This is a genomic window from Streptomyces sp. Wb2n-11, from assembly GCF_001049855.1.
In the GTDB taxonomy this organism is placed as follows: domain Bacteria; phylum Actinomycetota; class Actinomycetes; order Streptomycetales; family Streptomycetaceae; genus Streptomyces; species Streptomyces altiplanensis.
On record NZ_CVPB01000001.1, the window covers coordinates 910,645 to 932,907 of the forward strand.

16 protein-coding genes and 2 pseudogenes are annotated in these 22,263 nt (G+C 73.4%); 7 read left to right on the forward strand and 11 right to left on the reverse strand.

What is annotated here, in order from left to right; translation table 11 throughout:
- The first annotated feature begins 1 nt into the window (after position 1).
- On the forward strand, positions 2-1,249 hold the full coding sequence (locus BN1555_RS03980) for an anhydro-N-acetylmuramic acid kinase (RefSeq protein ID WP_093803163.1): 1,248 nt from the start codon (positions 2-4) through the stop codon (positions 1,247-1,249).
- 562 nt (positions 1,250-1,811) lie between these two features.
- On the opposite strand, the gene ligA is transcribed toward BN1555_RS03980, so the two are convergent.
- The gene (gene ligA, locus BN1555_RS03985; RefSeq protein WP_093797893.1) at positions 1,812-3,905 is read right to left on the reverse strand and encodes an NAD-dependent DNA ligase LigA; all 2,094 of its coding nucleotides are present in this window, start codon (positions 3,903-3,905) and stop codon (positions 1,812-1,814) included.
- Between the two features lie 68 nt (positions 3,906-3,973).
- Here ligA and BN1555_RS03990 point away from each other — a divergent pair, with 68 nt between their 5' ends.
- Entirely contained in the window at positions 3,974-5,194 is a 1,221-nt protein-coding gene (locus BN1555_RS03990) for an ROK family transcriptional regulator (RefSeq protein WP_093797895.1), read from the forward strand.
- Between the two features lie 6 nt (positions 5,195-5,200).
- On the opposite strand, the gene xylA is transcribed toward BN1555_RS03990, so the two are convergent.
- Complete coding sequence (gene xylA, locus BN1555_RS03995; protein ID WP_093797897.1) at positions 5,201-6,373, reverse strand: xylose isomerase; 1,173 nt, start codon at positions 6,371-6,373, stop codon at positions 5,201-5,203.
- A 129-nt stretch (positions 6,374-6,502) separates the two neighbouring features.
- Here xylA and xylB point away from each other — a divergent pair.
- Positions 6,503-7,979: pseudogene (xylB, locus tag BN1555_RS04000) on the forward strand (xylulokinase).
- A 185-nt stretch (positions 7,980-8,164) separates the two neighbouring features.
- Here the strand turns inward: xylB and BN1555_RS04005 are convergent.
- The 3 genes and pseudogenes from BN1555_RS04005 to BN1555_RS04015 all read right to left on the reverse strand — a co-directional run bounded on the left by BN1555_RS04005 (position 8,165) and on the right by BN1555_RS04015 (position 10,129).
- Positions 8,165-8,972, reverse strand: a pseudogene (locus BN1555_RS04005) (SAM-dependent methyltransferase).
- A 60-nt stretch (positions 8,973-9,032) separates the two neighbouring features.
- Positions 9,033-9,269: a DUF397 domain-containing protein gene (locus BN1555_RS04010; RefSeq protein WP_028815506.1), complete on the reverse strand. Its 237-nt coding sequence runs from the start codon at positions 9,267-9,269 to the stop codon at positions 9,033-9,035.
- Positions 9,269-10,129, reverse strand: a complete 861-nt coding sequence (locus BN1555_RS04015) for a helix-turn-helix domain-containing protein (protein WP_093797899.1) — start codon at positions 10,127-10,129, stop codon at positions 9,269-9,271. The genes BN1555_RS04010 and BN1555_RS04015 overlap by 1 nt, the downstream gene beginning before the upstream one ends.
- Positions 10,130-10,336: 207 nt before the next feature.
- Between BN1555_RS04015 and BN1555_RS04020 the strand changes: the two genes are divergently transcribed.
- From BN1555_RS04020 to BN1555_RS04030, 3 genes are all read left to right on the forward strand, one after another.
- A complete protein-coding gene (locus BN1555_RS04020; RefSeq protein WP_093797901.1) occupies positions 10,337-10,777 on the forward strand; it encodes an ATP-binding protein in 441 nt (146 codons plus the stop codon).
- Positions 10,778-10,785: 8 nt separating this feature from the next.
- Complete coding sequence (locus BN1555_RS04025; protein ID WP_255305869.1) at positions 10,786-11,244, forward strand: hypothetical protein; 459 nt, start codon at positions 10,786-10,788, stop codon at positions 11,242-11,244.
- 121 nt (positions 11,245-11,365) lie between these two features.
- Positions 11,366-12,616 (forward strand): SGNH/GDSL hydrolase family protein, encoded by a 1,251-nt coding sequence (locus tag BN1555_RS04030; RefSeq protein WP_093797903.1) that lies wholly within the window; start codon positions 11,366-11,368, stop codon positions 12,614-12,616.
- A gap of 61 nt (positions 12,617-12,677) precedes the next feature.
- Here BN1555_RS04030 and BN1555_RS04035 read toward each other — a convergent pair whose 3' ends face one another.
- Positions 12,678-13,538, reverse strand: coding sequence for an alpha/beta fold hydrolase (locus tag BN1555_RS04035; protein WP_093797905.1), 861 nt, complete (start codon positions 13,536-13,538; stop codon positions 12,678-12,680).
- Between the two features lie 287 nt (positions 13,539-13,825).
- Here BN1555_RS04035 and BN1555_RS04040 point away from each other — a divergent pair, with 287 nt between their 5' ends.
- Entirely contained in the window at positions 13,826-15,100 is a 1,275-nt protein-coding gene (locus BN1555_RS04040; protein WP_093803164.1) for an MFS transporter, read from the forward strand.
- Between the two features lie 76 nt (positions 15,101-15,176).
- Here BN1555_RS04040 and BN1555_RS04045 read toward each other — a convergent pair whose 3' ends face one another.
- The 5 genes from BN1555_RS04045 to BN1555_RS04065 all read right to left on the reverse strand — a co-directional run bounded on the left by BN1555_RS04045 (position 15,177) and on the right by BN1555_RS04065 (position 22,036).
- Positions 15,177-17,804 carry an ATP-binding protein gene (locus tag BN1555_RS04045; RefSeq protein WP_093797907.1) on the reverse strand — a complete coding sequence of 876 codons (2,628 nt, stop codon included), beginning with the start codon at positions 17,802-17,804 and terminating at the stop codon, positions 15,177-15,179.
- A 135-nt stretch (positions 17,805-17,939) separates the two neighbouring features.
- On the reverse strand, positions 17,940-19,256 hold the full coding sequence (locus BN1555_RS04050) for an MFS transporter (protein WP_093797909.1): 1,317 nt from the start codon (positions 19,254-19,256) through the stop codon (positions 17,940-17,942).
- A gap of 167 nt (positions 19,257-19,423) precedes the next feature.
- Positions 19,424-19,831 carry a cupin domain-containing protein gene (locus tag BN1555_RS04055; protein WP_093797911.1) on the reverse strand — a complete coding sequence of 136 codons (408 nt, stop codon included), beginning with the start codon at positions 19,829-19,831 and terminating at the stop codon, positions 19,424-19,426.
- A 93-nt stretch (positions 19,832-19,924) separates the two neighbouring features.
- Positions 19,925-20,830: a LysR family transcriptional regulator gene (locus BN1555_RS04060; protein WP_093797913.1), complete on the reverse strand. Its 906-nt coding sequence runs from the start codon at positions 20,828-20,830 to the stop codon at positions 19,925-19,927.
- Between the two features lie 153 nt (positions 20,831-20,983).
- Positions 20,984-22,036 carry a LacI family DNA-binding transcriptional regulator gene (locus BN1555_RS04065; protein ID WP_093803165.1) on the reverse strand — a complete coding sequence of 351 codons (1,053 nt, stop codon included), beginning with the start codon at positions 22,034-22,036 and terminating at the stop codon, positions 20,984-20,986.
- Between the last annotated feature and the right edge of the window lie 227 nt (positions 22,037-22,263).

Here is a 22,263-nt window from a genome sequence, read left to right on the forward strand (position 1 = left end):
CATGCGGGTCATCGGTCTGATGTCCGGCACGTCGTACGACGCCGTCGACGCCGCTGCCGCCGATCTCACCCTCGACGGGGACACCCTGGTGCTCACCCCGCTGGGCATGATCAGCACGGTGTACGACGACGGTCTGCGGGCGGCGCTGGCCGAGGCGCTGCCGCCCGCCGGGACCACCCTGGCCGCCGTGTGCCGGCTCGACACGCGCATCGGGCAGGCCTTCGCCGGGGCGGCGGTCCGGGCCGACCGCGAACTGTGCGGCGGGCGGGCCGACCTGATCGCCTCGCACGGGCAGACCGTCTACCACTGGGCCGGGGACGGCCGGGTGCACGGCACGCTCCAGATCGGTGAGGCCGCCTGGATCGCCGAGGCCACGGCCCGCCCCGTCGTCTCCGGCTTCCGTCCGCGCGACGTCGCCGCCGGGGGCCAGGGCGCGCCGCTGGTGAGCGTCGTCGACGTCATGTGGCTGCGCGGGCGGCCGGGTGTCCCGGTGGCGCTGAACCTCGGGGGCATCGCCAACATCACCGTGGCCGGCGAAAGCCCGGACGAACCGTTGGCCTTCGACACCGGGCCCGCCAACGCGCTGATCGACGCGGCGGTGCGGGACCTGGCGGGCGGCGGGGCGGCGCACCCCTTCGACCGGGACGGCGCCCTCGCCGCCCGGGGCAGCGTCTGCGCGCCGCTGCTGCGACGGCTGCTGGACGAGCCGTACTACGCCGCGACGGCGCCGAAGACGACGGGCAAGGAGCTGTTCCACCTGCCCTATCTGCGCGCCGCGCTGGCCGGTTTCGGTTCGCTGTCCACAGAGGACGTCGTCGCGACCCTGACCCGGCTCACGGCACGGACCGTCGCCGACGCCGTCCGGCCCTTCGGGGCGACCGAGGTGATCGCGTCGGGCGGCGGCACCCGCAATCCGGTGCTGATGAAGTGGCTGCGCGAGGAGCTCGGCGGCGGGGCCGGCGTACCGCTGCGGACGTCGGACGAGTTCGGGCTGGCGTCGGCCGCCAAGGAGGCGTACGCCTTCGCCGTCCTGGGCTGGCTGACCGCGCACGGCCTGCCCGGCACGGTCCCTTCGTGCACCGGTGCCCGCCGCCCGAGCGTTCTCGGCTCCCTCACGCCCGGCGGGCCCGGCCTGCGCCTGCCGGAACCGGTGGCGACGGCGCCCCTACGGCTCACCGTCTCCCCCACGGACAACCCGGTGCCTTCCACGCCGCGTCGACCGCGCCCGTACGCTCCCGCCACCACGTGATCACCCGTCGTGCGGCGGCAAGCCGGGCCCGCCGCGTGTCGTGCCGTGGGACGGCCGGGGCCGAAGCGGTCGGTGGCGAGTCCGGTCATCAGCTCGTCCAGCAGCGGGACCAGCGGAAGCGACCGGTCGGTCGTGCCTTCCCGGCGGGCCGCCACCGAACCGTTCACCGGCTCGGCGTCGATACAGGCGTGGGGTACCCAGGACCGGTGGCCGGGCGCCTCCAGCCGCTCCTTGAGGACGGGGAGGAAGTCGTTCGGACCCCGCTCGCGCACCGGGCAGACCAACGGCAGTGGGTGCTCGCCCCGTACCTCGTCGTCCGAGGTCCCGGCCAGGAACCGGCACCGCTGGGTCGACTCCCTGATCGTGGAGAGCAGTTCGCGCGCACCGGTGAAAGCCGTCCCCGTCTCCGGCATGCCAGGCAGGCTGCCCGCGCCCATCACGTCCGACAAGGGTTTTCCTCAGGACGCGCATGGTGCACGCGTGGCACCGGCCGGCCCCGCGGAAACGCTCCCGACCGGCGCGGAGGCGCTCGCGGGGTCCGCGGCCTCCCGGGGCGGAACGTCTAGGCCCCCGGCAGCAGGTCCGCGACCATCGCCGCGAACTCGTCCGGGGTGGCGATGCGTACGCCGAGGTCCTCGGCCTTCGCACGCTTGGACCCGGCGTTCTCGCCCGCCACCACCAACGCCGTGCGCTTCGAGACGCTGGACGACGCCTTGCCTCCGGCGCGTTCGATGACCTCGTTCACCTGGTTGCGGCTGAGTTTCTCCAGCGGTCCGGTCATCGCACCGGTGACGACGACCGTCATACCGCCGAGCGGCCCCGCGGGCACGTCCTGTTCCGCCTGTTCCCGCGCGTCCGCGTCCTTGGCCGGCGGCGTCGCCCCGGGCTCCGTCATGTTCACGCCCGCGGCGACGAGCCTGCCGATCAGCGGCCCCAGCTCGGCGAGCTCGGCGACGATCACCGGCGCCTTCTCCACCCCGATGCCCTCCACCCGCTGCACCGCCTCCGCGTCGGCGGCCCGCAGACGGTCCATCGTCGCGAAGTGCCGCGCGATGCGGCGGGACATGGAGCGGCCCGTGCCCCGCACGCCGAGCGCCGCCAGGACACGGGACAGCGGCCGGGCCCTGGCCCGCTCGATACCGGCCAGCAGGTTGTCGGCGCTGGTCTCCCCCATCCGGTCCAGGGTCAGGAGCTGCTCACGCGTGAGAACGAACAGGTCGGCGAAGTCGGCGACCAGCCCCGCGTCCACGAGCTGGACGACGCGCGTCGCACCGAGGCCCTCGATGTCGAGCTGGTCGCGCCCGACGGCGTACGCGATGGACGCCACCACCCGGCAGTCGCGGCCGCGCACGCAGCGCCAGCGCTGCTCGCCGGCGTCGATCTCCGAGCCGCACTGCGGGCACGCCTCGGGGAAGGCGATCGGCTGTTCGTCGCCGGTCCGCAGGTGGACGACCGGCGCCTCGATGCGCGGGATGATGTCACCGGCCTTGTAGACCATCACCTGGTCGCCGAGGCGCAGGCCGCGGCGGGTGATGTCGGCCGGGTTGTGCAGTGTGGCGTACGTGACGGTGGACCCGTCGATCTCCACCGGTTCGAGGACGGCGCGCGGCGCGATGATCCCGGTCCGCCCGACGTTCCACTCCACGGCGACGAGACGGGTGACCTTCTCCACGGCGGGCAGTTTGTACGCGATGGCCCACCGGGGCGCACGCGAACCGGCCCCCGCCTCCCGCTGGTCGGCCGCGGAGTCGGCCTTGACCACGATCCCGTCGATGCCGAACGGCAGCTCGGGGCGCAGGGCTGCGATCTCCTCGACCCGGGCCTGCACCTCCTCGACGGTGGCCGCCGTGCGCGGCGGCACCGCGGTGCCGGCCGCGGTGCGCACGCCGAGCGCGGCGACGCGCCGCAGGATCTCGCTGTGCGGCCATTCCCCCAGCCCCTCGCCGAGTTCGCCCGAGCCGGCCAGCGGCAGGGCGCCGTACGCGAAGAACGTCATCTCCACGGTGTACGGGCGGTCCTTGGCCCGCAGTGTGCCCGCCGCGCCGTTGCGCGGATTGGCGAACGGCTCGCCGCCGTGCTCCGTGCGCACCGCGTTCGCCTTCTCGAACTGCTCGGTCGTCATGAGGACTTCGCCGCGCACCTCGAAGGTGGCCGGCTCGGTCAGCTCGTCGGGCAGGCCGACGACGGTGCCCTTCGCGTGCGACACGTCCTCGCCCGCCGTGCCGTCTCCGCGCGTGATGAGCTGGACCAGCCTGCCGTGCCGGTAGCGGGCGGCGACGGCGAGGCCGTCGAGTTTGGGCTCGACGCTCCACCGCTCCACCGGCCGGCCGAGTCTGCGCTCCAGGGAGGCCGTCCAGCCGGCGAACTGCTCGGCGGAGAACACGTTGTCCAGCGACAGCATCGCCGCGGTGTGCGGCACGTCCCCGACCGCGGCGCCGCCGGCCACCTTCCCGGTCGGGGAGTCCGGCAGCACTTCGTCCGGACGGGCCTGCTCGTACCCCTCGATCGCCCGCACCAGCCGGTCGTACGCGTCGTCGTCCAGGGCGCTGTCGCCCCGGCCGTAGTAGGCGGCGGCCGCGCGCGTCGCGGTCTGCACCGCCTCGGCGTACGCGGCGGTGTCCTCGAGAACGGCTGATGTGTTCGTCATGCCCTGCATCCTGCCTCCCACCACTGACAACGCCCGGGGGCCGCCCGCCGCGCGGCGTCGCCTAGGCTCTCGGTGCCATGAGGAGCAACCCCCCGCGGCTGGAACCCAAGGCCGACAAGGACACCGTGCGCCGGCACAACCTGAGCCTGGTGCTGCGCGCCGTCCACGACGGGGGCGAGGTGACGCGTGCCGCCGTCGCGGCCCGGGTGGGACTGACGCGGGCCGCCGTCTCCTCGCTGGTCGAGCAGTTGCTGGCCGGCGGGTTCCTCACCGAGTCGGGGAAGGCGTTCAGCGGGCAGGCGGGGCGGCCCGGCACCGTCCTGGAGGTGGCGCGCACCGGCGTGGCCGGACTGGGCGTCGAGGTCAACATCGACTACGTGTCGGTGTGCGTGACGGACCTGTCGGGAAGCGACCGGGTACGGCTCACCGAGCACACCGACAACCGCGGCGCCGAGCCCGCCGAAGTCCTGGCACGCGCCGCCCTGATCGCGTCACGGGCGTGGGAGTCGGCGGCCGGACTCGACCTGCGGCCGGTCGGCGTGCAGCTGGCACTGCCCGGCCTGGTCTCCGGCGGCACGGTCCGCCAGGCGCCCAACCTGGGGTGGAACGGGGTCGCGGCCGAGGACGTCTTCGCGCGGGCGCTGGCGGAGCTGCTGCCCGGGCGGCGGGCGCTTCCGGTCGGCTCCGACAACGAGGCGAACCTGGCGGCGCTGGCCGAGCTGTGGTTCGGCGATCTCGGCCGCGAGCGGACGTTCCTCTACCTCAGCGGGGAGATCGGCGTCGGCGGCGCGCTCGTCCTCGGCGGCGAACTGCTGCGCGGCGCGCACGGGTTCGCCGGCGAGATCGGGCACGTGGTGGTGGACCCGGAGGGACCCGAGTGCCGCTGCGGATCGCGGGGCTGTCTGGAGCAGTACGCCGGCCAGCGCGCGGTGCTGCGGGCGGCGGGCATCGACGAGAGTGCCGGGCTGCCGGGGGTGACGGAGCTCGAATCCCGGGCGCGCGCGGACGACGCGCGGGCCGTGGCCGCGATCCGGCAGGCCGGGGCCATGCTGGGGCTCGTGCTGTCCGGCGCGGTGAATCTCTTCGATCCGGACGCGGTGGTGCTCGGCGGGATCTACCGGACGCTGATGCCGTGGCTGTCGCCCCCCGCCGGCCGGGAACTGAGCCGCCGGGTGGTGTCCGGCCTGTGGTCCGGGCCCGACGGCCGGCTGCGCGCCGCGTCCCTGACGGGGGACGCGGCGCGCGGCGCGGCGGCGCTGGTGGTACGGGACGTACTGGCCGACCCGGCGGCGTACTGACCCCGGTTACGGGCGTACGCCCAGCAGGTGGTCCAGTGCCAGCTGGTCCAGCGTCTCGAAGGCCATGCTCCGCTCGGCCGCCTCCGTGACGTCGAAGTCCTCGTAGGCCCCGCGGTCCGCGAGGAGGGCCGCGAGGCCGTCCTCGGCGGTGGGCTCGGCGAGTTCGTCGAGCCGGGAGGCGCGCAGGGCGTCCTGGACCGCCGGGTCGGCGCGGAAGGCGGCGGCCCGCTCCTTGAGGATGAGGTAGTTGCGCATGCAGCCGGCGGCGGAGGCCCACACCCCGTCGATGCCGTCGGTGCGCACCGGCTTGAAGTCGAAGTGGCGGGGGCCTTCGTAGCCGGCCGTCTCCAGCAGGTCGACGAGCCAGAAGGCCTGACGCAGGTCGCCGGCGCCGAAGCGGAAGTCCTGGTCGTACTTGATGCCGGTCTGGCCGTTGAGGTCGATGTGGAAGAGCTTGCCCGCCCACAGGGCCTGGGCGATGCCGTGCGGGAAGTTGAGCCCGGCCATCTGCTCGTGGCCGGTCTCGGGGTTCACACCGACCATTTCGGGGCGTTCCAGGCGCTCGATGAACGCGAGCGCGTGGCCGATCGTGGGGAGCAGGATGTCGCCGCGCGGCTCGTTGGGCTTGGGCTCGATGGCGAAGCGCAGGTCGTAGCCCTGCTCGGTGACGTACTCGCCGAGGAGGTCGAAGGCTTCCTTCATGCGGTCGAGGGCGACGCGCACGTCCTTGGCGGCGCCGGACTCGGCGCCCTCGCGGCCGCCCCAGGCGACGTAGGTGGTGGCGCCGAGCTCGACGGCGAGATCGATGTTGCGGATCGTCTTGCGCAGGGCGTAGCGGCGTACGTCACGGTCGTTGGCGGTGAACGCGCCGTCCTTGAAGACGGGGTGGGTGAAGAGGTTGGTGGTGGCCATCGGCACCTTCATGCCGGTGTCGTCCAGTGCCTGGCGGAACCGCTTGACGTGCGCCTCGCGCTCGGCGTCCGTGGAGCCGAAGGGGATGAGGTCGTCGTCGTGGAAGGTGACGCCGTGGGCGCCGAGCTCGGCGAGGCGCCGGACGGACTCGACCGGGTCGAGAGCGGGGCGGGTCGCCGTACCGAAGGGGTCGGCGCCCTGCCAGCCGACGGTCCACAGACCGAAGGTGAACTTGTCGTCAGGGGTGGGGGTGAAGCGCTCCGACATGTGACCGACCTCCATTTGTTTGTTGACATGACTAATACTGCACGACCAACCTGTCCCACAGAAGACCAAGAAGGCCGAGAAGGCGCGGAAACCGTGAGAAGACACGCAGCCGAGGAAGTGAGGGGTCCCATGCAGCCGAGCAGGGTCGTCATCGGAGTGGACAGTTCCACGCAGTCCACGAAGGCGGCGTTCACCGATGCCGCCACCGGCCGGCTGCTGGCCGTCGGGCGCGCGCCGCACCGGGTCACGGGCGAGGGGGGCGCGCGAGAGAGCGACCCGGAGGAGTGGTGGCGGGCCCTGGTCGCCGCCGTCGCCGCCGGGCTCCGCGAGTCCGGCGTACCGGCCTCCGCCGTCACCGGCATCGCGGTCGCCGGCCAGCAGCACGGCCTGGTCGTCCTCGACGGCGCCGGGCGCCCGCTGCGGCCCGCCCTGCTGTGGAACGACACCCGTTCGGCCCCGCAGGCCGCCGCCCTCACCGAGGCGCTCGGCGGCCCGGCGGCGTGGACGGCGCGCACCGGATCCGTGCCCGTCGCCTCCATGACGGCCGCCAAGTGGCGGTGGCTGCGCGAGAACGAGCCGTACGCCGCCGAGTCGGCCGCCGCCGTACGCCTCCCCACGACTTCCTCACCGAGCGCCTCGCCGGGGTGGCCGCGACCGACCCGGGCGACGCCTCGGGCACCTGCTGGTACTCCACCGCCACCGGCGCGTACGACCCGCAGCTCCTCGGCCTGGCCGGCCTGGACGAGAAGCTGCTGCCGCCCGTGGCTCCCACCGGAGCCACCCGCATCGGCTCCCTCACGGACACGGCGGCCGGACAGCTCGGCCTGCCCGCCGGGATCGCCGTCGCGGCGGGCACGGGCGACAACATGGCCGCGGCGGTGGGGCTGGGCCTCGGCGGCGCCGGGCTGCTGGACCATCCGGTGCTCAGCCTGGGCACGTCCGGCACGGTGTTCGCGGCGACCCGCGCCCGGCCGGACTCGCCCGCGCTGGCCGGTTTCGCCGCCGCCGACGGCGGCTACCTGCCACTGGCCTGCACCCTGAACTGCACCCTCGCCGTCGACAAGGTCGCCGCCCTCCTGGGCCTGGACCGCGACGACGCCGCGCCGGGCGGCGAGGCGGTACTCCTCCCCTACCTCGACGGCGAACGCACCCCCGACCTGCCCGCCGCCTCCGGCCTCCTGACCGGCCTGCGCCACCACACCACCCCGCAGCAGCTCCTGGGCGCCGCCTACGAGGGCGCGGCGGTGACCGTGCTGCGGGCCCTGGACGAGGTACTGCGCGCCTGCGGCCTCGACCCCGCCGATCCGGCGGTGGCGTCGCGTCCGCTGCGACTGGTCGGGGGCGGAGCCCGGGACGTACGTGGGTGGAGACCGTACGACGCCTCTCCGGGCGCCCGCTGCTGATCCCCGAGGCCGGCGAACTGGTCGCACTCGGCGCGGCGGCGCTCGCCGCGGGGGCGGCGAGCGGGCGGGACGCGGTGGCGATCGCGGCGGAGTGGGGTGCCGGGAGCGGCGTGGAAATCTCGCCCCTGGAGCGCGATTTCGCCACATGGACCCGGGTCACGTCGGTACTCGACGGCCTCACCGGCGCCGGATCCCCCGGCTAGGGCGGGCGGGCCGCCTTCCCCACGAGCCTGTTCCCCTGCCCGTCCCTTCCCACTGCGACACTCTGCGGCTCCGCCGCGCGGGGGTTCCGCCCCGGACCCCGCTCCTCAAGCGCCGGAGGGCGTCCAGGGGTCCGGGGGCTTGGCCCCGGACCGGGAAGGGGCGGACAGCAGGGGGCAGGCCGTCGTCAGAGCTTGCGGGCCACGCCCGTGTAGCCCGGGATCGGGTCGTCGCCCGCGGTTTCGATGACTTCGCCGAGCTCGGGATGCCAGTCGGCGGCCAGCGAGACGCCCGGCTCGACCAGCTCGAAGCCGTTGAAGAACGCGGCGAACTCCTCACGCGAGCGCGGCCGCAGCGTGAGGCCCCTCGCGGAGTACATCGCGGACGCCTTCGCCGCACCCTCGGGTCGAAGTCCCCGGTGACGTGGGAAAGGACCAGGTAGCTGCCGGACGGCAGCCGGTCCATGAGGCGGTTCACCAGCGCGTGCGCACCGTCCTCGTCGCCCACGAAGTGCAGCAGCGCGACGAGGGACAGCGCGACCGGCTGGGTGAAGTCGAGCGTCTTGCCGGCCCGTTCCAGGATGAGATCGGGTTCTCGGGCGTCGGCCTGGATGTACTCGGTGGCACCCTCGGGGTGGAGCGCAGCAGCGCCTCCGCGTGGGCGAGCACGATCGGGTCGTTGTCGCAGTAGACGACGCGCGCGTCGGGCGCGGTCCGCTGGGCGACCTGGTGGAGGTTCGGCTCGGTCGGTATGCCCGTGCCGATGTCGAGGAACTGGCGTAGGCCGTTCTCGGCGAGCCAGCGCGTGGCACGGTGCATGAACGCCCGGTTGACCCGCGCCATGTCGCGCCCCCGGGAGTCGAGGGCCAGGAGCTGGCGCGCCATCTCCTCGTCCACCGGGTAGTTGTCCTTGCCGCCCAGGAACCAGTCGTACATGCGCGCCGGGTGCGGTTTGCTGGTGTCGATCTCGACGGCTGTGCGGTCTTGCCCGGTCATACGGCGCTCCGTGGGTAGCGGTGGACGGCGAACGGTGAGGAACGGGGGCGGCGCGGTGGTTCAGGTGAGCAGGAAGTCCGCCTGGCCGGCCTTGGCTCCCTGGATGAAGGCGGCGATCTCACCGGGGGTGTAGATCAGCGCGGGGCCCTCGGGGTCGGCGGACTGGCGGACCGCGACCCTGCCGTCGGCCAGCTTCATGGCCTCGATGCAGTTGCCGCCGTTGCCGCCGCTCCACGGCTTGTACCAGCCCTCCGCGGGCAGGTCGTTCGCGGGCATGCCGTTGTATATCCGGTCCATCACAGCTCCTTGCGGAGATCCTTGAGGACCTCCTTCGTGCGTTGTGCAGTCGCGGCCTGGGCCGCCATGCGATCCATGACTTCGAGGTGGGACGCCACCTCGGGGCGCGAGTCGAGATAGACCGCGCCGGTCAGGTACTCGCTGTAGACCATGTCCGGGAGTTCCGGCACGGCGAAGCGGAAGAGGACGAAGGGGCCGTAGGTTCCGGGGTGGTGTCCCGTCGCGAACTCGGCGATCTGCAAGGTGACGTTGGGCATGTCGGCGGCCTCCAGGAGGCGGTCGATCTGCTCCCCCATCACGTCCGGGCTGCCGACGGGCCGGCGCAGGACCGTCTCGTCCATGACGACCCACAGCCTCGGGGCGTCGGGGCGGGTGAGGAGGCTCTGGCGTTCCATGCGCAGGGCCACGTGCCGCTCGATGGCGTCGGGCCTGGTCTGGCCGACGGCTCCGCCGCGCATGATGGCGCGGGCGTAATCCTCGGTCTGCAGGAGACCCGGTACGAACTGCGGTTCGTACGCCCTGATGAGTGACGCGGCGCCCTCCAGGCTGACGTACATGCTGAACCAGTCGGGCAGGATGCCGTGGAACCGCTGCCACCAGCCGGGCCTGTTCGCCTCCTCGGCCAGTTCGACGAAGGAGGCGACCTCCTCCCCGGGGAGCCCGTACGCCTGCAGCAGGAGCTGTACGTAAGGGATTTTGAGCGCGACCTCGGCCGTCTCCATCCTGCGGACGGTGGCCGGGGTGACGCGGAGCACCCTGGCGGCCTCTTCGCGGCTCAGGCCGGCTCTCTCGCGCAGGTCCAGCAGCCGCTTGCCGAGGACGACCTGTCCCACCGTCGGGGCGGACCGCGGTTCACTCACTTCAGACCTCCCCATGGGCTGTTGCGAGCAGTGTGCCACGCGGCCGCGAGCAAAGAAACGACACTCTGCAATTTTCACAGTGCCCCTTGCCAAGTGTCAGATTCAGGAGGAGAGTTGAGTGGCGAACCAGTTCACGCGGATGCCGCACGCCGCCCCCGGGGGGGAGGCAGTTGTCCGGCGCTGCCCCCACACCGTGAGGAAACGCTCGTGGCACCAGGCACTGCGCTCGTCCCCCAGCTCATGGACCTATGCCGGGGGACAGCCATACGCCGGTACGGATTCGAATTACCCGCACGAACGGAATGCGTGTCCGCCGCCCGGCGCCTGACCAGGCAGCAGCTCACGCAGTGGGGCGTCGACGAGGACGCCTGCGACACGGCGGCTCTGATCGTCACCGAACTGTTCACCAATGCCGTGCTGCACACCGCGAGCGAGCACGTCGCGTGCGAACTGCGCGACAGCGACGGCCGGCTGCGTGTCGCCGTGAAGGACCAGGGAATGCGTCCCACCGGTCCGCAGCTGCGCCAGGCCGGCTACGAGGAACACGGGCGCGGACTGCAGCTCGTCGACGCCCTGAGCAGCTTCTGGGGAACGCGCGACGTCGTGGACGGCCCTGGCCGGATCGTCTGGGCGGAGCTTCCTTGCTGAGGTCCGTGATGACCAACCTGCCGGCCGCCCGCCTTTCGCGCGCCCGCCGCCGTGCGAACCTCGGGCACGGCGAACACAGTGAGCACGGCGGACCCAGCAGGCACGGCGACGGGCGGGTCCGGCTGCCCGTTCCGCCCGGCCTCTCCGTACCGCTCGGCTGCGACGCGGTGGGCCTTCCCGCGCGGCACGGATTCCGGATGATGGCGCACCTGTCACGGCCCGGCTGCGTCTTCGCCGACACCGACTGGTGGTGGTGGGTCGTGCCGGCCGAGTCCGACGACGGTCTCCTCTGGCCGCAGCCGGCCCAGTACGTCCCCGGGGTGTACGTACCCGCGACGCGTCCGCGCCTGATCCACTCGCCGGAAGGCAACTCGCCGTACACGCCGCCGATTCCGCTCTACCTGATGGCGTGCCGCGTCGCGGACACCGCTCCGGCGTGGTCCACTGTGCCGCACCAGGGGTCCTGACCCCCTTCGCGCGGGCCACCGCTGCCGGTTTCGCACCCTGGACAACACGTGCCGTGCCGGGAGTCAATTCCCTGAGTGCCGTTTCCGGCATGCCCATGCCCAGGGGAGGGACCTCCACGCCATGAACAGACCCGTGTTGCGCACATACGCCCCGCGCTCCCTGGCGGCCGTCGCCGTCACGATCGGGACGCTCCTCGCCTCCGGGCCGCCGTCCACCGCCGCCCCGTCCCCCGGGGCCTCCGCCGCGCGCGGCACCACCCCCGTCGTCACCTGGGCCGCCAGTACGGACCGGCTGTCCACCGCGGGCGCGGCCCCCGAACGTACGTACCGGCTCGTCGTGCACACGAGCGCGGGCGGCAGCGGGCTGCGGATCCGGCTCTCCAACGCCTTCGGCGACCAGCCGGTGACGTTCGGCCGCGCCTACGCCGGACTGCGCGCCACCGGCGCCGCGCTGGTGCCGGGCACCAACCGGCCGCTGACCTTCGCCGGATCGCCCTCGGTCACCGTCCCGCCCGGCGGGTCCGTCCACAGCGACCCGCTGCCCGGCACGGTCCGGCCGCGGTCGGACCTGGCCGTCAGCGTGTACGTACGGCAGGCGGGCGGCGCCGCGACCGGTCACAAGATGGCCCTGCAGACCTCGTACATCGCGCCCGCCGGAGACCACGCCGCGGACGGCTCCGCCACGCCCTACACCCAGAAGATCACCTCGTGGTTCTACCTCGACGCGGTGACGGTCGACGCCCGGCGCGGCACCGGCGCCGTGGCGACGCTCGGCGACTCGATCACCGACGGCGCCATCTCGACCCGCGACACCAACCGCCGCTGGCCGGACTTCCTGGCCCGCCGGCTGGACGCCGACCCCGGCTCGCGCATCAAGGGCGTCGCCAACGAGGGCATCTCCGGCAACAAGGTCCTCAAGGACGGCGCCGGCGAGAGCGCGCTCAAACGCCTCGACCGGGACGTGCTCTCGCAGCGGGGCGTGCGCACCATGGTCCTGCTCGAAGGGGTCAACGACATCAAGGCCGTGCCCGCGCCGACGGCCGCCGACCTGATCGCCGGTTACCGGCAGCTCGTCGACAGGTCGCACGCCGCGGGGGTGTGCGTCGTCGGGGCGACCGTCATGCCGTACGAGGGCTGGCGGGAGTGGACACCGGCGGGAGAGGCCGTACGGCAGGAGGTCAACGCCTTCGTCCGCGACAGCGGTGTGTTCGACGCGGTCGTCGACTTCGACGGGGCGCTCAAGGACCCGGCCGCGCCGTCACGGATCCTTCCGGCGTACGACAGCGGCGACCACCTCCACCCCAACGACCTGGGGATGCGGACGATGAGCGACGCCGTCGACCTGAAGAGCCTGCGCTGCTCCAGGCGTTAGCGCCCCGGCCGGACCTCCCGAGCCGGGCGGGAGGCGGCCGGGGCGGTCGTTCCCGCCCGGGTCAGCCGCCGAAGAAGTCTCCCAGGGAGGCGGCAAGCGCGTCCGGGGCCTCTTCGGCCACGTGGTGCCCGGAGTCGATGCCGTGGCCGCGTGCGTCGGGCGCCCAGCGCCGCCAGATCTCCAAGGGGTCTCCGTAGAGCTCTTCGAGGTCGTCCCGGAGCGACCACAGGATCAGTGCGGGGCACCGGACCCGTGTCCCGCCGGCCCGGTCGGCCTCTTCGTGGTGCCTGTCGACGGTGAGGCCGGCCCGGTAGTCCTCCAGCATCGCCCGCACCACGTCGGGGTTCCTCGTGGCCTCCCGCCACTCGTCGTAGTTCTCCTGCCCCATGCTCCGCGGGTCGCCGGGGTACCAGCTGTCCGGGTCCGCGTTGATGACCCGATCGGGTACGTCCGGCTGGGCGAAGAAGAACCAGTGCCACCACTGCGTGGCGAACTCGGCGGTGATGCGGGACAGGTGCTCGGTGACGGGCAGGCAGTCGATGAACGCCGCCCGGGACACCGCGTGGGGGTGATCGAGGGCGAGACGTAACGCGACGGCGCCCCCGCGGTCGTGTCCGGCGAGCGCGAACCGGGCATGCCCGAGGGAACGCATCACCGCCACCATGTCGCCGGCGACGGCACGTTTGGAATGACCCGAGTGGTCCGCGGTGGGCGCCGGACCACGGGACCGGCCGTACCCCCGCAGGTCGGGGCAGACGACCGTGAAGCCCCGTTCGACGAGCAGCGGGGCGACGCGGTGCCAGGTCGCGGAGGTCCGGGGGTGGCCGTGCAGCAACAGTGCCGGCGGGCCCTCTCCGCCGTGGCGGACGAAGACGGATGCCTCACCGGTCTGGACCTGCTCGGTTTTGAAGCCTTCGAACATCGTTTCAGCCTCCTTCGCACGTGCACCAGGAGGCTGCCCCTTCGACCGGCCGGCCAAAAAGTCCCGCGGACGACGCTCGCGAGGGTCACGCGCCGGCGGACGCCGCCGGCGGCATCAGGCCAGTACCTCCCGCGGCCAGGACTGTCCGCGCGGCCGACGGCGCGGGCGATGACGAGCACGCCCCGGCGGTACGGGGCGGCGGGGAAGCGGCCGGCACCTCCGGGGGCCGGGCGCCGGCGCCGCGGCGGGGCGGTTGACACCGCTTCCACCGGGGGAAGGTCATGATCATGACACAAACCCTCGCCCCCGCGCGCCGCCCCGCCCGGCAGTTGCTCGCGGCCTCCGTGGGCAATGCCGTCGAGTGGTACGACTGGTACGCGTACACCTTCCTCGCCACCTACATCGCCGGCCAGATCTTTCCCCCGGGCGCCGGGAACTCCCTCGTCCCCCTGCTCTCCACCTTCGCCGTCTTCGCCGTCGGCTTCTTCATGCGGCCGGTCGGCGGCCTGCTGATGGGCGCCGTGGCGGACCGGCACGGGCGGCGTACCGCGCTCACCGTCACCATTCTCCTGATGGGCGGCAGCAGCCTGCTGGTCGGCCTGACACCGACGTACGCGTCCGCGGGGATCCTCGCCCCTGTGGTGCTGGTCGGCGCCCGGCTGCTCCAAGGGCTTTCCGTCGGCGGCGAGTTCGCCGCCTCGACCACCTTCCTGGTGGAGTCCGCCGGACCCGGCAGGCGCGGTCTCTTCTCCAGCTTCCAGTACGTCTCGACCACCGTGGGCCAGCTCGCCGCGTCCGGCATCGCCGCCGCGCTCGTCGCCGGTCTCGGCGAGGGGGCGATGGAGGGCTGGGGGTGGCGCGTTCCGTTCGTCGTGGGCGCGGCACTCAGCCTGGTCGGGTTCTGGATCCGCCGCGGGGCCCAGGAGACGCTCGCCACCGAGCATGTGCGCAAGCCCCGTCCGGGCCTCTTCGACGCCCTGCGCCACCACCCGCGCCAGTCACTGCTGATCTGCGGCATCACGGCGGGCGGCACGATCGCGTACTACACGTGGACGTCCTACCTGCCGACGTACGCCGAACTGAACGCGGGCATCGCCAAGTCCGACGCGCTGCTCGCGGGCACCGTCTCACTGGCCTTCTTCGCGCTGCTCCAGCCGGTCGGCGGGCTGCTCTCCGACCGTTACGGCCGCAAGCCGCTGCTGCTGTTCTTCGGTATCGGCTTCGCGCTGCTGAGCGTGCCGCTGCTGCGCTCCGTCAACGGCTCCTTCATGTCGCTGCTGCTCGTGCAGTGCGCGGGAATGGTCCTGCTCACCGGCTTCACCTCGATCTCGGCGGCGGTCAACGCGGAGATCTTCCCGGCCAGGGTGCGTGCCGCCGGCATCGGTTTCCCGTACTCCCTCACGGTCGCGCTCTTCGGCGGGACGGCGCCGTACGTGGGCACGCTGTTCAAGGAGCTGGGCCGTCCGGGGCTGTTCCCGTGGTACGTCGCCGCGCTCTGCCTGGTGTCCACCGCGGTGTACTTCCGGCTTCCCGAGAGCGCGCACAAGGAGCTGGAGCGCTGATCCCGGGGAACGGCCCGAAGCGCTCCCGAACAGGCCGGGACAAGTCAGAGCAGGCCGGGACAGGCCGGAGCGGGCTTCAGAGCGAACTCAGCGCCTCCCCGGCCCGCGCCACCAGTCCGTCGGCGCTGCACTTCTCCGCGAGGGCCAGGCCCCGGGCCAGCTCGTCCTCGCAGCGCGCGGCGATGCCGTACTCGACGCGGGCCAGGGCGTGCTCGTACGCGCAGGGGGAGTTTTCGAGGAACGCGACCGCCTTGGCCAGCAGTTCCACGGCCCGCTCCCCCTCCTCCAGGGCCGCCGCGCAGCGCAGTGATTCCCCGATGGCGGTGTCCGTGCCGAAGCGCTCCGCGCGGTCGCGCACGTAGGCGGCGAGGGCGGCCGCGCGGCCGGGGTCGTCGGCGGCCACCGCGCGGGCGAGGTCGCCCGCCCAGGGGGCCATGACACCGTTGTGCCGGCCGCGCGCCGTCAACGCCTGCCCGGCGGCTTCGAGTTCGACGACGGCTTCCTCGGTGCGGCCCTGGGCCAGCAGCAGCCTTCCGCGTACGCACCGCGCGTCGGGGACGACGATCGACGACGGGTACGGCGGGGCGAACCCGTGGCGGTCGGCCGCTTCCTGGGCCTCTTCGGTCCTGCCCCGCGCGAGCAGCGTGTCGATGAGCATGCAGGCGGCGTCCCAGTGCATCGGCAGGCCGTTGCCGACGCGCTGGGCCAGGCGCAGGCTCTCGCGCAGGTGCGCCTCGGCCTCGGCGAGCCTGCCGCGCCTGCGCTGGAGGTAGCCGACGAGGGCGTGCGCGAAGGCCAGGTGGCCGCCGCTCCAGCCGGAGATCTCGAAGTCGCGCAGCGCCTCGTCGAAGAGGCTCTCCGCCCGGTCGAGGCGGTCGGCGAAGGCGTACGCGAGGCCGAGCAGGGCCGGGGGCTCGAAGCCCCATTCGGTGTTGGTCCAGCCGAGGCCCGGCGCGAGCCGGCCGTCCAGCAGTGCGCGGTCGCAGATCTGGACGATCTCCTCCGCGTTCTCCCCGCGCGCGGCCGCGTCGAAGGCCCTCAGTATGAGCAGTGCGCGTTCGGAGTTGTCGCGCCCCTGGAGGCCGTCGGTCGTCTCGGCGAGGCGCCGGGAGCGTCCGGGGCCGTCGTCCTCGGCCGCCTGTACACCCTCCCACAGGAAGTGCACGGCCTGGAGGCGCATCCTGGCGGGGCCCGGGGCGGTTCTGGCGGCCTCGGCGGCCACGACCTGCGCCGCCTCCCGCGTCTGGTTGTTGTGGGTGAGGGCCTGGGACAGCCGGAAGACCGCGTCCACGCGCCGGCCGGCGTCGAGACCGCGCATGCCGAGGGCTGCCGTCAGGTGGCCGACGGTGGTGGCGGGTGAGGTCAGCAGGGTGGCGCAGCCCAGTTCGTACAGGACTTTCGCGTGCTCTTCGGGCAGCGGCGGCTCCAGGAGGGCGCGCTCCAGACAGCGCCTGGCGGCGTCCGGGGCGCCGACGGCGAGGTGCTCGGCGGCGGCCTCGCGCAGTTGGGCGACCAGTTCCGGGTCGTCGTCCGGGTGGACTTCGAGGAGGTGCCTGGCGGCGGCAGCGGCGCCCAGGCCGGCCCGGGTGAGTGTCCAGGCGGCCCGGCCGTGCATGGCGGTGCGGGTGGCCGGCGGCATGGCGCGGTAGACGGCGCCCGCGATGAGCGGGTGGACGAACTCCATCGGGTCACTGCCCGCCAGGATGCGGGCCGCGCGCAGCCGCTGTGCGCAGTCGGCGGCCTGGTCGCGGTCCAGGCTCGCGAGCGATGCGGCGAGGTCCAGTGAGATCTCGGTGCCGAGGATGGCGGCCGCCCAGGCGAACCTGGTGGCCGCGGTGCCCAGTTCTTCGAGTCTGGCGATCAGGCCGGTGCCGCGCGCGGACGCGCCGAGGGCGCGCAGGGCGCCGGCGGAACCCTCCACGGGGTCCAGGTTCTCGTCGCGCACCTTGGCGACGAGCTCCACGGTCTCGTAGAGGTTGCCGCCGGTGACCGCCCACACCTCACGGCAGAACGAGTCGTCCGCGTACTGCCCGAGCGCGGCCCGTGCGAGACCGGCCACGGCTTCGGGGGTGAGTGCCCGCAGGCGGACGCACTGGCGGGCGACAGCCTCCACCGCCCGGATGAACTCCGCCGTGTCGCCGGTGGGTTCCTCGGGGCGGTACGCGATGACGACGAGCACCGGGAGGTCCTCGCGCTGGACGAAGGACGCCAGCCAGCCGAGCGTTTCCAGATCGGACCAGTGCGCGTCGTCGACCACCAGGACCAGCGGCCGGTGCGTGGCCGCCAGCCGCAGGACGAGGGCGTCCAGACCGTCACGGACGCCCTGCGGATCCGCCCGCCCGTCGGGCGGAGCCACGCCGAGCGCGGGCCCGATGATCTCGTACCCGCCGCCTAGCAGCTCCCTGGCGTCCACGGCGCCGGACAGGGCGAGGGCGGGCTGCAGCAGTTGCCGTACGACGTGGAAGGGGACGGAGGTGACGGCCTCGCCTCCGCGCGCGGACCACACCGTGCACCGCCCGGCGGCGAGCCGCCGGATCTCGGACAGCAGCGCTGTCTTGCCCAGGCCGGCCTCGCCGCTGCAGACCAGGACTCCACCGGCCGGCGTGTCCGCGCAGAGCGCTTCGACGGCGCGCGTGGCGGCGGCGAGTTCCGTCTCTCGTTCCAGCAGCGGGACGGTGGCCGGGTGCTCCGGGACGGGCACCATCATCCCTCCCCAAAAGGTGGTGGAACCCGAGCGTAGCCCGGCAGCACCGCGGTGCGGAATCGATCGGCGCACTTTGATCCAGGACGAGTGAACGGCCGTTACCCGCGGGCCCGGTCACCGGCCGGGACCCGCCGGTCAGGCGGTCGCCGTCGCGGCCGCGGCGCCGGCTCCGCTCCGCTTGCTCCGACGGGCCGTCAGCGGCACCAGCGAGATGGCCGCGGCTCCGCAGAGCCCGGCCACCGCGAAGGCGGTGAATCCCCAGTCCTGCATGCCGTTGGCCACCAGGGCCCCGCCCAGCGAGGGGCCGACGACCGCGCCGAGCCGGCCGACACCGGTGACCCAGCCGAGGCCGGTGGCGCGCTGACCGGGCGCGTACACCGTGTTGGTGGCGGCGTAGACCATCACCTGGGCGCTGAACAGCCAGACGCCGGTGAGGAACACGACGCCGTACATCAGGGCCAGTCCCAGCTCCTGCCCCATCAGCAGCGCTCCGGCGGCGGTCAGGACGAACCACAGGGCGGAGACGCGCACCGCGCCGAAGCGGTCGGCGGTGCGTCCGGCGACCAGCATGCCGACGATGCCGCCCGCGTTGATGACCATCAGGAAGCTGATGGAGGAGGTGAGGCCGTAACCCGAGGCGCGCATCAACTGCGGGAGCCAGGTGCTGACTCCGTACACGAGGAGCAGGCCGCAGAAGGACGCGACCCACAGCAGCGGGGTCGCCCAGCGGCAGCCGGGGGCGAACAGCGCGAGCACCGAGTCCCAGCGGCCCTTGGCCCCGGCGGCCGGCGCCTCGGCGGGCTCGGGGCGCTCCAGTCCGTACCGGTCGGCGATCGCGTCGGCCTCGGCGCGTCGGCCGCGGGCGAGCAGCACGCCGGGCGACTCCGGCAGGTGGCGCACGATGAGCGGTACGGCGACGATCGCGGGAGCGACACCGGCCCAGAACACCCAGCGCCAGCCGAACGCCGGGGCGAGGGACAGGCCGAGGCCGGTGGCCACCATGCCCCCCGCGTGGTACGAGGTCATCAGCAGCCCGGTCGCGAGGGCGACCCGGCCGCGCGGGGCGAACTCCATGACCATGGCCAGGCAGGTGGGCATCAGCCCGCCGAGCCCCAGGCCCGCGACGAAGCGCCCGGCGCCGAAGAACGCGGGCCCCTCGGCCAGCGCGCAGAGCGCCGAGCCGAGCGAGAAGAGGATCACGGACCAGATCACGACGGGCCGCCGGCCCAGCCAGTCGGTGAGGTTTCCGGCGGCCAGCGCGCCCAGGAGCATGCCGAAGGTGGTCCAGCTGCCGATGGTGCCCGCACTGGCCGGAGTCAGGCCCAGGCCCTGGTCGTCGAGCATGTGCGGCATGACCGCGCCGTAGATGTTGACGTCCATGCCGTCGAAGAAGACGGCCAGCCAGCACAGGCCGAGTACGAGCGCCACGGGGCGCAGGGATCTCTGGGGCATGGGAAACCTTCGGATCGGGGCGGGCAGATCGGGGGCGGGGCGGATCAGGGCGGGGCAGGACAGAAAGAGCGTGCGTTCGCTCAGTGAACTTAAGTTCGCGATCAGTTCGCCCCGCAGTTTCCGCCCGCCCTCCGCGCGTGTCAATGGGTCTGCGGGCAGCGGCGCACTCAGAGGCCGGGGCTCATCGCGTACACCCGCCGGACGCTCGTGCCGAGACGCGACAGGTCCGCGCCGTACACATGGAGGGAGATCGCCACGTCCGTGCCCGCGTTCCAAATCTGGTGAATGTCTCCGGGCGGCGCGAGCCCGCACACCGTTCCCCGTGGGTTGACGACGTCCTCCGTCGCGACCAGCCGCGCCGCCGTACCGCCGCAGGACGGGACCAGCCGGTAGCGCCGCTCGTGTTCGGCGGTGAGCAGGTCGTCGGCGCCGAGGCGCGGCGCGATCCGCTCGCCGACGAGGTACGCCGTCGGGTCGGGCGGCAGGCCGAGGGCGACGGCCTCGCGGACTTCGGAGATCAGTACGGCGAGACGCGTGGTCGCGCGCCCGGTCATGGCTGTGGTCTCGGTGGTCATACGGGCAGCCTCGCGCCGCCCGGCCGCGGCGTCCAAGGAGGGTTTGTGCGGCAACGGCCAAGCTCCGCTTATGGGTTTACGGGCGGGGCGCCGTCAGCAGCCGATCCTGTTCGCCGCGACCGTCCTGAGCTCCCCGAGCACCAGCGCCGTGGCCGGAATCCGCAGCCGCTCGCGCAGGACGTACGCCGAAATCCGACGCCGGGACGCCGGTTGCAACGCCCGTCCCGCCACTTTCGGGTGGCGGAGGAAGTCGAGGACCAGGCCCGGCATCATGGCCACCCCGAGTCCCTCCGCGACGAGGCTCTGCACCACGAGGTTGTCGTCGGTGGTGAAGGCGATGTCGGGCGCGAAGCCCTGTTCGGCGCACTCGTGCAGGAAGTGGACCCGGCAGCGGGGGCAGCCGGCGATCCAGCGTTCGTCCGCGAGGTCGACGAGCCGCACCGCGCGCCGCCGCGCGAGCGGATGCCCGGCCGACAGCAGGACCAGCAACTGGTCTTCCATCAGCGGTACTTCGCCGACCTCGTCCGGCACGTCCTCGTGCGGCCCCGGATAGGTGAAGGCAAGCGTGACGTCGCATTCGCCGCGTACGAGGCGCCGCAGCGACCGGGGCGGCTCGTCCTCCAGGAGTTCCACTCCCACCCCGGGGTGGCCGGCGGCCAGCAGGGCCACGGCCTCGGGGACGAGGGTGGCGCTGGCGCCGGGGAAGGCGCAGACGCGTACCCGTCCCGCGCGCAGCCGGGCGAGGGAGTCCATCTGCTGCCGGGCGGCGGACATGTCGTCGAGGATGACGGCCGCGTGCCGCGACAGCGTCTCCCCCGCTTCGGTGAGCCGCAGGCCACGGCCGGCCCGGGTGAACAGGGGCGTACCGGCGTCGCGTTCGAGCGCCTTCATCTGCTGGGTGATCGCGGGCTGCGTGTACCCCAGGGCACGGGCTGCGGCGGAGTACGAGCCGGTCCTGACCACTTCGTGGAAGGTCCTGATGTGCCGCGTGTCGAACACCCGTGAAGCACAAGCAGGTTTTGGGGTCTGCGGACATTGCTCATTCAGCCGTGACGGACGGCCCGGCCGGCGGCGGCCCGGCCGGTGAGGCGGGCGGCGATGCGCAGGTGCCGGCCGCCAGGGTGGCCGGTGGCAGGGAGCTCGGCCGGCGGATCAGCCGGCGCGGGGTGGCAGCGTGGAGCGGCGTACGACCAGTTCGGGCTGGAGCACCACGCGCTGGTGCTCGTGCTCGTGGTCGGGGCCGGGGTCCGGCGCGGTGGCGGTCCCGGTCTCCTCCAGGAGGAGACCGGTGGCCATGGCGCCCATGGTCGGAGCGGGCCGGCGCACCGAGGTGAGGGGGACGGCGGCAGCGGCGGCGAATTCGATGTCGTCGTACCCGACGATCGCCAGCCGGTCCGGCACGCCGACACCCGCCGCGTACATCGCCTGGAGCACGCCGAGCGCGAGCAGGTCGTTGGCGCAGAAGACGGCGGTGGGCCGGTGCGCGTCGGGCAGGCCGAGCAGCCGGGCGCCCGCGTCGCGGCCCGCCGCCACGTCGAGACGGTCGGTGGGGATCTCCTTGAGCGCACCGGGCTCCAGGCCCGCCTCGGCGAGTGCCGTGCGGGCGCCGTCGCGGCGGTCCTTGACCTGCTGGAGCCGGACGGGGCCGCCGACGAACGCGATGTCGCGGTGGCCCGCGTCGACGAGGTGGCGTACGGCGAGCGCCCCGCCGGTGACGTCGTCGACGGAGACGGAGCATCCGTCCCGCCCCTCGGCGACGCGGTCGACGAGGACGAAGGGGATGCCGTGGCGACGGAAGTCCTCGATGGTGCGGCCGGTGGCGTCGGCGGGTGTGAGCAGCACGCCGCGTACTCGCTGTTCGGCGAAGAGGCCCAGGTAGTCGGCCTCCTCGGCGGGGCTCTGGCCGCTGTTGCAGAGCATGACGCCGAGCCCTGCCGCGCGCGCCGCGCGTTCGGCGCCGCGCGCGACCTCCACGAAGAACGGGTTGCCCATGTCGAGTACGAGCAGGGCGATCATGCGGCTGCGGCCCGCCCGGAGCTGGCGCGCGGAATCGCTGCGCACATAGCCCAGCCGGCTGATCGCGGACAGCACCCGGATCCTGGTCGGCCCGGCGACGGTATCGGGCCGGTTGAGGACGTTCGACACCGTGCCGACCGAGACCCCGGCGGCGCGGGCCACGTCCTTGATGCCCGGCGGCTGTGCCATGGCCAAGTCCATGCCTTCTTCCTTCGGCCGGCGGGCGTCGGTCCCGGCCTCCGCCGCACCGCGCCCGCCCGCCCATGAGTCGTTGTGAATGGTTCGGTCCGCAGAGCCCGTCGGCTCCAAAAATTCTGACGGTGTGTCAGGTGCCGGGCCGCACGACCCGCACTGCGCCGGCCGGCCGTCGAGCGGCGCCTTCGTGGCCGGCGCGGTGCCGTGGACGCGAAGAGGTG